Below are 12,060 nucleotides of genomic sequence, written 5' to 3'. Positions count from 1 at the left end.
CGACTCCGTTCGTCAACGTTCGTTAACCATCTTGTGTTCGGGTCGTTCTATCAGGCCGGCTCGAAGCGCACGACGACGGACTTGCTCGCGGGGGTATTGCTGGTGTCCGCGGTGGAGTCGAGGGGTACCAGCACGTTGGTCTCGGGGTAGTAGGCGGCGGCGCAGCCGCGGGCGGTCGGGTAGTGGACGACGCGGAAGCCGGGGGCGCGCCGCTCCACGCCGTCGCGCCACTCGCCGACGAGGTCGGTGTACGAGCCGTCGGCGAGCCCGAGCTCGGCGGCGTCCTCGGGGTTGACCATGACCACGCGGCGGCCGCCGGTGATCCCGCGGTAGCGGTCGTCGAGGCCGTAGATCGTGGTGTTGTACTGGTCGTGGCTGCGCAGGGTCTGCAGGAGCAGGCGTCCCGCCGGGAGGCGCGGGTACTCCACGGGGGCGGCGGTGAAGTTCGCCTTGCCGGTCTTCGTGGGGAAGCGCCGCTCGTCGCGGGGGGCGTGCGGGAGCTGGAAGCCGCCGGGTCGGGCGACGCGGGCGTTGAAGTCCTCGAAGCCGGGGATGACGCGGGAGATCCGGTCGCGGATGGCCGCGTAGTCGCGTTCGAACTCCTCCCACGGGGTCGCGGAGGCCTCGCCGAGGACGGCGCGGGCCATGCGGGCCACGATCGCGGGCTCGGAGAGCAGGTGCGGGGAGGCGGGGGCGAGGTTGCCGCGGGAGGAGTGGACCATGCCCATGGAGTCCTCGACGGTCACGAACTGCGCCGTGCCCTTTTTACCGGGAGCCGAGGCCTGGACGTCCTTGTCGGTGCGGCCGAGGGTGGGCAGGATCAGGGCGCGCTTGCCGGTGACCGCGTGGGAGCGGTTGAGCTTGGTGGAGACGTGCACGGTCAGGGAGGCGCGGCGGATCGCGGCCTCGGTGACCTCGGTGTCGGGGGTGGCGCCGACGAAGTTGCCGCCCATGGCGAAGAGGACCTTGGCCTCGCCGTCGCGCAGGGCCTGGATGGAGCGGACCACGTCGAAGCCGTGCTCGCGGGGCGAGGTGATGCCGAATTCCTTGTCGAGGGCGTCGAGGAAGGCGGGCGCGGGGCGCTCGAAGATCCCCATGGTGCGGTCGCCCTGGACGTTGGAGTGGCCGCGGACGGGGCAGACGCCGGCGCCGGGGCGGCCGATGTTGCCGCGCAGGAGCAGCAGGTTGACGACTTCGCGGATGGTGGCGACGGAGTGCTTGTGCTGGGTCAGGCCCATGGCCCAGCAGACGATGGTGCGCTTCGAGGCCAGGATCATGGCCAGGGCGCGTTCGATGTCGGGGCGGGGCAGGCCGGTGGCGGTGAGGGTCTCGTCCCAGTCGGTGTCTTGGGCGGCGGCCGCGAACTCCTCGTAGCCGTGGGTGTGTTCGCGGATGAACTCCTCGTCGGTGGCGCCGCCCGCCTCGATGACCAGCTTGTTGAGGAGGCGGAAGAGGGCCTGGTCGCCGCCGATGCGGATCTGGAGGAACAGGTCGTTGAGGGCGGTGCCCTTGAGCATGCCGAGCGGGGTCTGCGGGTTCTTGAACCGCTCCATGCCGGCCTCGGGCAGCGGATTCACCGAGATGATCTTCGCGCCGGCGGACTTGGCCTTCTCCAGGGCGGAGAGCATGCGCGGGTGGTTGGTGCCCGGGTTCTGCCCGGCGACGATGATCAGGTCGGCCTGGTGGAGGTCTTCGAGGGAGACGCTGCCCTTGCCGATGCCGATCGTCTCGTTCAGTGCGGAGCCCGAGGACTCGTGGCACATGTTCGAGCAGTCGGGGAGGTTGTTGGTGCCGAACTCGCGGACGAACAGCTGGAAGAGGAAGGCCGCTTCGTTGCTGGTGCGGCCCGAGGTGTAGAAGAGGGCCTCGTCGGGGGAGTCCAGGGCGCGCAGTTCCTCCGCGATGATCTCGAAGGCCCGCTCCCAGCCGACCGGCTCGTAGCGGTCGCCGTCCGCCGGGAGGTACATCGGCTGGGTGATCCGGCCCTGCTGGCCCAGCCAGTAGCCGGAGCGGGTTTCCAGGTCGGCCAGGGGGTGCGCGGCGAAGAAGGCGGGGGTGACCCGGCGCAGGGTGGCTTCCTCCGCGACGGCCTTGGCGCCGTTCTCGCAGAACTCGGCGGTGTGCCGCTTGTCGCCCTCGGGCCAGGCGCAGCCCGGGCAGTCGAAGCCGTTCTTCTGGTTGACCTTGAGGAGGGTGCGGGCGGTACGGGCCAGGCCCATCTGCTCCTGCGCGATCCGCAGGGTGTGCCCGATCGCGGGCAGGCCGGCGGCCGCGTGTTTGGGGGGCGTCACCTGGGGTGCGTCCTGTACGGGATCCCCTACGGGCGGCTTGGTGGCCATGGCGCTCCCCTTCGAGCGTGCGTGCGAATGCGGCACATAGTGCAGCACTTCCGATCCTTTCACGGTGGCCGGGTGGCCGGGAGGGCGGGAGGGTGGTACGGAGCGTCCGGAGGCCGTGCGGGTGCGCCGGGGGCGGCCGCTGTGACGGATGCGCCGGGGGAGCCGGGCGGGGAGACCTGGGGGAGTTGCAGGGGAGGCCCGGGGGAGGCGGCGGTCGGGCCCCGGGGGTGGCGGTGGTCGGGCCAGGGTAAGGACGGCGGTCGGGCCACGGGAGGGACGGTGGTCGGGCCCCGGGAGGGATGGTGGCCGGCCCCCGGAGGCGACGGTGGACTGGCCCGCGCGGGGCCGGGCCCGGCCGGCCGCCGCTGACCGGGTGACCACCGGCGCCGGAATTGTCAGTCCGGCGGCCTAGGATCGGGGGCGTGGCAGATTCAGCATCGAAGAAGACCGACCAGCCGACCGCAGCGGACCGCCCCCGCCTGATGCTCATGGACGGGCACTCCCTGGCGTACCGGGCGTTCTTCGCGCTGCCCGCGGAGAATTTCACCACCGCGACGGGGCAGCCGACCAACGCCATCTACGGGTTCGCGTCGATGCTGGCGAACACGCTGCGCGACGAGGCGCCCACGCACTTCGCGGTGGCGTTCGACGTGTCGCGCAAGACGTGGCGCTCGGCGGAGTTCCCCGAGTACAAGGCGAACCGCTCCAAGACCCCCGACGAGTTCAAGGGGCAGGTGGAGCTGATCGGCGAGCTCCTCGACGCGATGAGCGTGCCGCGCTTCGCGGTCGACGGCTTCGAGGCCGACGACGTGATCGCGACGCTCGCCACGCAGGCCGAGGCCCTCGGCTTCGACGTGCTGATCGTCACCGGCGACCGGGACTCCTTCCAGCTCGTCTCCGAGCACACGACCGTGCTCTACCCGACCAAGGGCGTCTCCGAGCTGACCCGCTTCACCCCGGAGAAGGTCGAGGAGAAGTACGGACTCACCCCGCAGCAGTACCCGGACTTCGCGGCGCTGCGCGGCGACCCGTCCGACAACCTCCCCGGCATCCCGGGCGTCGGCGAGAAGACCGCCGCCAAGTGGATCACCCAGTTCGGGTCGTTCGCGGAGCTCGTCGAGCGCGCCGAGGAAGTCAAGGGCAAGGCCGGGCAGAACTTCCGCGACCACCTGGACGCCGTGAAGCTCAACCGGGTCCTGACCGAGATGGTCAAGGACGTCGCCCTGCCCAAGACCCCCGCCGACCTGGCCCGCGCCCCCTACGACCGGACGGCCGTCACCGGAGTCCTGGACGTACTGGAGATCCGCAACGCCTCCCTGCGCGAGCGGCTGCTCGCCGTCGACCCGGGCGCCGCCGAGGAGGAGGCCCCGGCCCCGGCGGCCGCCGCCGTGGAGCTGGACGGCTCCGTGCTCGGCGCCGGCGAGCTCGCGCCGTGGCTGGAGAGCCAGGCGGGCGCCCCGCTCGGCATCTCCACCGTCGACAGCTGGGCGCTCGGCACCGGCAACGTCTCCGAGATCGCGCTGGCCTCGGCCGCAGGAGCGGCCGCCTGGTTCGAGCCGTCCGCGCTGGACGAGGCCGACGAGCGGGCCTTCGCCGCCTGGGCCGCCGACGCCGCCCAGCCCAAGGTGGTGCACAACGCCAAGGCCCTGATGCGGGTCTTCCAGGAGCACGGCTGGACCCTGGCCGGGGTCGCCATGGACACCGCGCTCGCCGCCTACCTGGTCAAGCCGGGCCGCCGCTCCTTCGCGCTGGACGTGCTCTCCCAGGAGTACCTGCACCGGGAGCTGGCGCCCGCCGCCGCCGACGGGCAGCTCGCCTTCGGCGCCGACGACACCGCCGAGGCGGAGGCCCTGATGGCGCAGGCCCGCGCCGTCCTGGACCTCGGCGACGCCTTCGCGGTGAAGCTGCACGAGGTGGGCGCGGCCGAGCTGCTCCACGACATGGAGCTGCCCACCTCCGAGCTGCTGGCCCGCCTGGAGCGGGCCGGCATCGCCGTCGACCAGGGCCATCTCGAAGCGATGGAGCAGCAGTTCGCCGCCGCCGTGCAGCAGGCGGTGAAGGAGGCGCACGCGGCGGTGGGCCACGAGTTCAACCTCGGCTCGCCCAAGCAGCTCCAGGAGGTCTTCTTCGGCGAGCTGGACCTGCCGAAGACGAAGAAGACCAAGACCGGCTACACCACGGACGCCGACGCGCTGGCCTGGCTGGCCACCCAGACCGACCACGAGCTGCCCGTGCTCATGCTCCGCCACCGGGAGCAGGCCAAGCTGCGCGTGACCGTCGAGGGCCTGGTCAAGATGATCGCCGCCGACGGCCGGGTGCACACCAGCTTCAGCCAGACCGTCGCCGCCACCGGCCGGCTGTCCTCCACCGACCCCAACCTGCAGAACGTGCCGGTGCGCACCGACGAGGGCCGGGCCATCCGCCGCGGATTCGTCGTCGGCGAGGGCTACGAATCCCTCATGACCGCCGACTACAGCCAGATCGAGCTGCGCGTCATGGCCCACCTCTCCGAGGACGAGGGCCTGCTCGAAGCCTTCCAGTCGGGCGAGGACCTGCACACCACCGTCGCCTCGCAGGTGTTCGGCGTCGAGCGCTCCGAGGTCGACGCCGAGATGCGGCGCAAGATCAAGGCCATGTCCTACGGTCTGGCCTACGGGCTCTCCGCGTTCGGCCTCGCCCAGCAGCTGAACATCGCGCCCGGCGAGGCCGGCGGCCTGATGGAGACCTTCTTCCAGCGCTTCGGCGGAGTCCGGGACTACCTGGGCCGCGTCGTCGAGGAGGCCCGCGCCACCGGCTACACGGCGACGGTCTTCGGCCGTCGCCGCTACCTCCCGGACCTCAACAGCGACAACCGCCAGCGCCGCGAGGCCGCCGAGCGGATGGCGCTGAACGCGCCGATCCAGGGCACCGCCGCCGACATCGTGAAGGTCGCGATGCTGCGCGTGGACAAGGCGATCACCGGGGCCGGGCTGAAGTCGCGGATGCTGCTCCAGGTCCACGACGAAATCGTGCTGGAGATCGCGCCCGGCGAGCGCGAGCAGGTGGAGGAGCTGGTGCGCCGCGAGATGGCCGCCGCCGTCGACCTGCGGGCCCCGCTGGACGTGTCCGTGGGTGTCGGCCCCGACTGGGAGTCCGCCGCGCACTGATCCCCGGCCCCCGTGGCCCGGGCAGCGCCCGTCCCCGCCTACGCGGTGGGGACGGGCGTTCTCGTGTCCCCGTCTGCGTCTGCGTCTGTGTCCGCGTCCGAGCGGTCGCGGACCCGCCGTTGGTGCAGCCGCACGAGGACCCCGTACAGCAGCAGCCCGACGGCGAGACCGCCGCCCGCGCCGAAACAGACGGTCGGGATGATGTCGAGCGGCGTGCGGATCCGGTCGAAGAAGGTGAAGAAGCGCAGCACGCGCAGGGTGACCCCGACCGCCACGCACACGAGGACCAGCGCGAGCGCGCCCCACACCTCGGCCCGGCCGAGCACCGGGACGGACCCGGGGGCCGGCGAGTCCGGCAGCCGGCGCAGCGCGGTCGCCGTGAACCAGAGCAGGAAACAGGCCGAGAGCGCCGAAGTCCCGTACTGCAGGTACGAGTAGAGGGGCAGCCCGAGGGCGAGGGGCTCGCCCAGCTCCGGCAGGGTGCGCGTCCCGAAGCGGTCGACGTGCGTGAAGGCGTCCCACACCACGTGCGTGAGGGAGCCGATGACGGCCGAGAGGTAGAACCAGAGGGCCAGCGCGGGCAGTCGGCGCCCGCGCCACTCCTCGCCCCGGACGAATGCGTGCACCCTGCCCTGCCGGCCGCGGGGCAGGAGCGCGATCAGCGGCTCGCGCAGCAGCAGCCAGCACGCCGCGAGCACGGCGGTGAGTACCGCGTCGGCGGTCAGGATCCCGGGCAGCGAGTGCGTGAAGGTGCCGTACGGCTTGAGGCCCGAGACGACCGTGTCGGCGAAGTAGAAGGTGTCCGGCGCGAACGACCCGAGGACCAGGGCCGAGCCGACGAGGGGGCCTCGCGCACGACCGGACCGGCGGATGGCGGGCAGTACGGCAGCCGCGTGGCTGAGGGTGAACGGCATGGGACCTTGTCTCGGCTCGGCTCATCGACCGGTGCGGGTCGGTGCGATCGGTGGCTCCAGTATGGGTGGCCGGCGGAACTCATGAGGAAATCATGAATTCCCACCCACGATGCGTGCCCTGTCCAGCGAGTTGACGTAGGGTCACGCGGACGTCGAGGGGGAGGGGGGTCCAGCTCATGACGGCTCGGATTCGGATACCGGGGCGCGCGTCCGCGGGGATGTCGGCCCGATTCGGCCGGGTGGTGCGCAAGGGTGGGGCCGCCGTGCTCGTCTCCGCTCTCGTGGCCGCCGTGCTGACCGCCTCGCAGGGACCGGTCGCGGCCGGTGCGGACGCGGCACCGGTCGCGGAGCCGGCGCCCGCTCCCGTGCCCGACGCCTCCGCGGGGGACGGCTCCTACTTCACCGCCCTGCCGCCGCTGGTGAGCCCCGAGCCGCCGGCCGTGCTGCTGCCCGAGGACGGGGCGACGCCGCAGCCCGCGGTGCCGGCCGCCGCCGATCCGGGGCCGCGCAACGAGCCCGTGGCCATGGGCGGGACGGAAGGCGCGCAGGGGATACCGGCGAGCGTGCTCGCCGCCTACCGCACCGCGGAGCAGGCGGTCGGCAGGAACGACCCCGGATGCGGACTGCGCTGGCAGCTCCTCGCGGCGATCGGCAAGGTCGAGTCGGGGCAGGCGCGCGGCGGCCAGGTCGACACCGCGGGCAGGACGCTGCGGCCGATCCTGGGCCCCGTGCTCGACGGCAACGGCTTCGCGAACATCTCGGACACGGACGGCGGGGCCTACGACGGGGACTCGCGCTACGACCGTGCGATCGGGCCGATGCAGTTCATTCCGTCCACGTGGGCCTCCTGGGGCCAGGATGCCAACGGCGACGGCCGACGCGACCCCAACAACGTCCACGACGCCGCGCTCGCGGCCGGCCGCTACTTGTGTGCCGGTACGCGTGACCTGCGGGTGGACGCGGATCTGGACCGGGCCGTGCTGTCGTACAACCACTCCTCCGCGTACCTGCGGACGGTGCGGTCGTGGTTCACGTACTACCTGAAGGGCACGCACGAGGTCCCGGACGGCCGGGGGAGCGGCAGCGGCGGCGGTGGCACCCCGGTGGTGACACCTCCGAAGCCGAGCCCGAGCCCGACGCCGAAGCCCACGCCTTCGACGAAGCCGACGCCTACGCCGAGCCCGACTGCGCCCAGCCCGACTCCGAGCCCGACGCCGACTCCGAGCCCGACGCCTTCGCCGAAGCCGACGCCGAGCCCGACGCCGACTCCGAGCCCGACGCCTTCGCCGAAGCCGACGCCGAGCCCGAAGCCCACTCCGAGCCCGACGCCGAGCCCGAAGCCCACCCCCAGCCCCACGCCGAGCCCGAAGCCCACCCCGGGCCCGACGCAGTCGCCGACGCCCGCTCCGAAGCCCACGGCTTCGGTCTCACCGTCGCCGAAGCCCAAGCCGTCAGCGTCCGCTTCCGCGCCCGCCGCCGCGCCGGCGCCCACGCCGACCCCCTGACGCCCCCGACGCGCACCGCCGCCCGCCCCCCGAGCGGGGGCGGGGCCCCGGCGTGACCCCGCGCGGCCCGGGACACGGCGCGGGGCTGCCCCCGGCCGGCCCCGGCGGCGCCGTCGCCGCGAATCCGGGGGCCGCGTGCGAGCCGCGCATCGGCCGCCCGGACCTGGTGCGTTCCCGCGACGACGGCGACGGCGTCCACGCCGTCACCGGGCCACCGCGAGGTCCCCGCGCGAGCAGTGGCGCAAACGGTTCTCATCTGTCACCCGCATTGCTACGGTGCCACCGCCCTGACGACCAATCAGATTCCGGAGGCCCCGGCATGCGCGCATTCGTCGCCGCCGCCAGCGGTCTCGTCCTCGCGGTGCTCCTCGTCTTCGCCATCACGGCGACGGGGGCGCCGGAAGGCAAGACCTCACCGAAGCCCCTGCTCACCACCGCGCCCGCCGCGCCCGGAAAGTAGAGGAGGGCCCGGCCATGCGACGCAGAGCAAGCCTCGTCCTGCTAGCCGTAGCCGTGTTCTGTGCAGCTCTCGCACCGCTGCTGCGCTGGTACGCGTACCCCAGGCTCGCCAAGATCCCGCCGAACCAGTACCAGGAGATGGTGCTGGAGGCGAAGGATGCGACCCTCATCGACTACTCCACCCTGCAGCCCAAGAAGGTCGACAAGGTCACCATCGTCCAGACCCTCAAGGGCAACGTCGAGGCGTCGAGGGAGATCGAGGCCAGCGCCGGCAAGGACGTCGTGGTCTGGGACACGCTGACCCACATCATGGGCCCGGACGGGCAGATGGTCTCCCAGATCCCGGAGCGCTACATCTTCGACGCGCACAGCCAGGACCCGGTGCACGCCACCGGCGAGGCGGTGGACGGGGATCCGGTCAAGCGCGAGGGCATCGAGTTCAAGTGGCCGTTCTTCACCGAGCCGCGCGACTACCTCTACTTCGACCAGCAGACCCGCACCTCCTCGCCCATCCACTACGTCGGTCCGCGCACGTTCAAGGGCATGGACGTCTACTACTTCGAGCAGACCGTGCCGTGGACGAAGGTCGGGCTGCCGAAGAAGATGCCGGTCGAGGCCATCGACCCGGCGACGTTCGAGCAGACCACCGGAACCAGCCTCTGGTACACGACCAAAGCGAAGTTCTGGGTCGACCCGGTGACCGGGGCTCCCGTCAACGCCGAGCAGGAGATCCAGCAGGAGATGCGCGGCGGGAGCATCGCGGGCAGCGCGCCCGACGGGAAGCTCACCGTCTTCGCCGGGCACGTGAAGATCCGCGAGGACTACAGCGACTACACCGTCGACCTGGTCAAGTCGAACCGGACCATGGTCCTCGCGCTGCACACGTACGCCCCGATCGGGCTGGCGGCCGGCGGGCTCGCCCTCTTCGGGCTCGCGCTGCTGCTGGAGGCGCGCAGCCGACGCCCCGAGCGGGAGGGGCCGCTCAGCGCTTGAGCCGGGCGTTGGTGTGCCGGGTGGGCTCGGCGGTAGCCGGGTCCTCGGGCCACGGGTGCTTGGGGTAGCGGCCGCGGAGCTCGGCGCGGACGGCGCGGTAGCCGCCCTGCCAGAAGGAGGCCAGGTCCGCGGTGACCGCGGCGGGCCGGCCGGCGGGCGACAGGAGATGGACGAGTACGGGGACCCCCGCGACCCGGGGGGTCTCGGCCAACCCGAACAGCTCCTGGAGCTTGACCGCCAGCACGGGCTGCCCGTGCTCGGCGGCGTAGTCGACGCGGATCCGGGACCCGCTGGGCACCTCGATCCGCTCCGGGGCCAGCTCGTCGAGCCGGGCGGCCTCGCCGGTGGCCCAGGGCAGCAGCCGGTTCAGCGCCTGCCCGGCGTCGATCCGCGCGAGGTCACCCCGCCGGCGGGCCCGTGACAGCTCGGGCTCCAGCCAGTCGTCGGCCCGCTCCAGCAGCCCCGCGTCGTCCGCTACGTCGGGCCAGGGCTGGCCGAGCGTGCGGTGCAGGAAGCCGAGCCGGGCCCGGAGTGCCTGCGAGTCCGGGGTCCAGCGCAGCAGGCCGAGCCCCTCGGTGCGCAGTCCGTCGAGCAGCGCGGCCCTGACGAGTACCCGGTCGGGGTCGCGCAGGGAGCGTGCGGCGAGCTCGATGGCGCCGAGCCGTTCCACGGACCGGGCGACGAGGGCTCCGTCCTCCCAGTGCACCTCTTCTCCCTCGCGGAACAGGTGGCCCGCCGCCGTGCGGGCGGTGTCCTCGTCGAGGAGGGCCGCGAGGCGGACGCGGGCGGACGCGGAGTGCGGTGGCCTGTCGGCGACCGCGACAGCCAGCCAGGGCGCGCTGCGCAGCCCAGACCCCTCGCTGAGCTCGGCCCCGGTCCCGGAGGCCATGAGGAAGGCTCCCTGGCCCTTGGCCCTGGCCACCCGCTCGGGGAACGCCAGCGCGGCGACGAGCCCGGCGGCGGCGTCGTCGGGGACGGAGCTTTCCCCCACCCCGCCCCTTCCCGAAACCGGAGCTCCGCCCCGGGCCCCGTGCGTGCGCTGCGCGCCCGCGCCCTCAAGCGCCGGGCGGGCTGGAGAATCCAGCCCCGCCGGCGTTTGAGGCGCGGGGTCCGGGGCGGAGCCCCGGGAATCGGGAAGGGGCGGGGTGGGGAAATGCCCCGCAGGGCCGCCTTCCGCCGCCGCGCGCTCCAGGCGCCTGGCCTCCGCGCGCCAGCGGGAGCTGTACGGGTCGCCGCCCGCGCGAGCCCGTCGCCAGGCGGCGGCCAGGTCGTCCCCGTACTCCCGCGGCGGCTCCTCGCTGAGCAGGGCCACCAGTTCCGACGATCGCCGCGGGCCCAGCGCGGCGGAGCCGTCGAGGAGGGCGCGGGCGAGGCGCGGGTGCAGGCCGAGCCGGGCCATCCGCAGCCCCCGCGGGGTAGGCCGCCCGGCCGGGGACACCGCGCCCACCGCGATCAGCACCTCGCGGGCCGCGGCCATCGCCCCGGCCGGCGGCGGATCGAGCAGGGCCAGGCCGGTGGCGTCCGGGTCGCCCCAGCAGGCGGCCTGGAGGGCGAACTGCGCGAGGTCCGCGATCCGGATCTCGGGGGAGGGGTACGCGGGCAGCCGCCCGTCCTCCGCCTCGGCCCAGCAGCGGTACACCGTGCCCGGGGCCTCGCGCCCGGCCCGGCCCGCGCGCTGGCGGCCGGCCGCGCGGGACGCCCGTACGGTGGCCAGCGCTCCCAGGCCCCGGGCGTGGTCGACCCGGGGTTCGCGGGCCAGCCCCGAGTCCACGACGATCCGTACGCCGGGCACGGTCAGGCTGGACTCCGCGACGGCGGTGGAGAGGATGACCCGGCGGTGCGCGGCGGGGGACAGCGCCGCGTCCTGGACGGAGGCCGGGGCGCGGCCGTGTATCTGGAGGACCTCCGCGTCGGCCGCGCCGAGCTGCCCGGCGACCCGGGCGATCTCGCCGACGCCGGGCAGGAAGCAGAGGATGTCGCCGGAACGTTCCGCCAGTGCCCGCCGCACCACCGAGGCCACGTGCGTGAGCTGCGCCGGATCCACCCGCATCCCGTGCGGCGGCCGCACCGGGCGGGCCGGCGGGGCCCACACGGTCTCCACCGGATGGGAGACACCGGCCGCCTCCACGACCGGGGCGCCGCCGAGGAGCCGGGCCCAGCCGGCCGCGTCCGTGGTCGCCGAGGCCGCGAGGAGCCGCAGCTCCGGGCGCAGGGCCGCGCGTACGTCGAGGAGGAAGGCGGCGACCGTGTCGGCGTCGAGGTGCCGCTCGTGGCACTCGTCCAGGATCACCAGGTCGGTCCCGGAGAGCTCCTGGTCCCGCTGGAGCCGCTGGAGCAGCACCCCGGTGGTGACCACCTCGATCACGGTGGAGGGCCCCATCACCCGCTCCCCGCGCACGGTGAAGCCCACCGAGGCGCCGACCTGCTCGCCGAGGAGGTGGGCCATCCGCCGGGCCGCCGCGCGGGCGGCGATCCGGCGGGGTTCGGCGACCACGACCCGGCGGCGCGGCCCGGGCGCCGATCCACTGCCGGCCGGCCCCACCAGCCCCGCCAGCACCAGCGGCACCAGCGTGGTCTTGCCGGTGCCGGGCGGGGCGCAGAGCACGGCGGCGCCGTGGGCGTCGAGCGCCGAGACGAGCGCGGGCAGGGCTTCCCGTACGGGAAGGGAGTCGAGGTCGGCCGTACGGATCACGCGCTGTCCCGT

At 73.7% G+C, this 12,060-nt stretch carries 7 protein-coding genes; 4 read left to right on the top strand and 3 right to left on the bottom strand.

The window, feature by feature from the left end; genetic code table 11:
• Window positions 1-50: 50 nt before the first annotated feature.
• Window positions 51-2,339 carry an FdhF/YdeP family oxidoreductase gene (locus AC061S_RS05640; protein ID WP_478684716.1) on the bottom strand — a complete coding sequence of 763 codons (2,289 nt, stop codon included), beginning with the start codon at window positions 2,337-2,339 and terminating at the stop codon, window positions 51-53.
• 422 nt (window positions 2,340-2,761) lie between these two features.
• Between AC061S_RS05640 and polA the strand changes: the two genes are divergently transcribed.
• The gene (gene polA / locus AC061S_RS05635; RefSeq protein ID WP_478684715.1) at window positions 2,762-5,485 is read left to right on the top strand and encodes a DNA polymerase I; all 2,724 of its coding nucleotides are present in this window, start codon (window positions 2,762-2,764) and stop codon (window positions 5,483-5,485) included.
• 38 nt (window positions 5,486-5,523) lie between these two features.
• On the opposite strand, the gene AC061S_RS05630 is transcribed toward polA, so the two are convergent.
• The gene (locus AC061S_RS05630) at window positions 5,524-6,399 is read right to left on the bottom strand and encodes a DUF4184 family protein (RefSeq protein WP_478684714.1); all 876 of its coding nucleotides are present in this window, start codon (window positions 6,397-6,399) and stop codon (window positions 5,524-5,526) included.
• A gap of 176 nt (window positions 6,400-6,575) precedes the next feature.
• Between AC061S_RS05630 and AC061S_RS05625 the strand changes: the two genes are divergently transcribed.
• From AC061S_RS05625 to pgfA, 3 genes are all read left to right on the top strand, one after another.
• Window positions 6,576-7,904 carry a lytic transglycosylase domain-containing protein gene (locus tag AC061S_RS05625; protein WP_478684713.1) on the top strand — a complete coding sequence of 443 codons (1,329 nt, stop codon included), beginning with the start codon at window positions 6,576-6,578 and terminating at the stop codon, window positions 7,902-7,904.
• 319 nt (window positions 7,905-8,223) lie between these two features.
• Entirely contained in the window at window positions 8,224-8,364 is a 141-nt protein-coding gene (locus tag AC061S_RS05620; RefSeq protein WP_243338278.1) for an SPW_0924 family protein, read from the top strand.
• A 14-nt stretch (window positions 8,365-8,378) separates the two neighbouring features.
• Window positions 8,379-9,356, top strand: coding sequence for a cell envelope lipid trafficking protein PgfA (gene pgfA / locus AC061S_RS05615; protein WP_478684712.1), 978 nt, complete (start codon window positions 8,379-8,381; stop codon window positions 9,354-9,356).
• Here pgfA and AC061S_RS05610 read toward each other — a convergent pair.
• The gene (locus tag AC061S_RS05610; protein ID WP_478684774.1) at window positions 9,346-12,048 is read right to left on the bottom strand and encodes an ATP-dependent RNA helicase; all 2,703 of its coding nucleotides are present in this window, start codon (window positions 12,046-12,048) and stop codon (window positions 9,346-9,348) included. The two genes, pgfA and AC061S_RS05610, sit on opposite strands and share 11 nt — an antisense overlap.
• Between the last annotated feature and the right edge of the window lie 12 nt (window positions 12,049-12,060).

Source organism: Streptomyces sp. CA189, from assembly GCF_056428985.1.
Note: the sequence above shows the minus strand (reverse complement) of the source record. Positions and strands in the feature narration are given on the sequence as shown.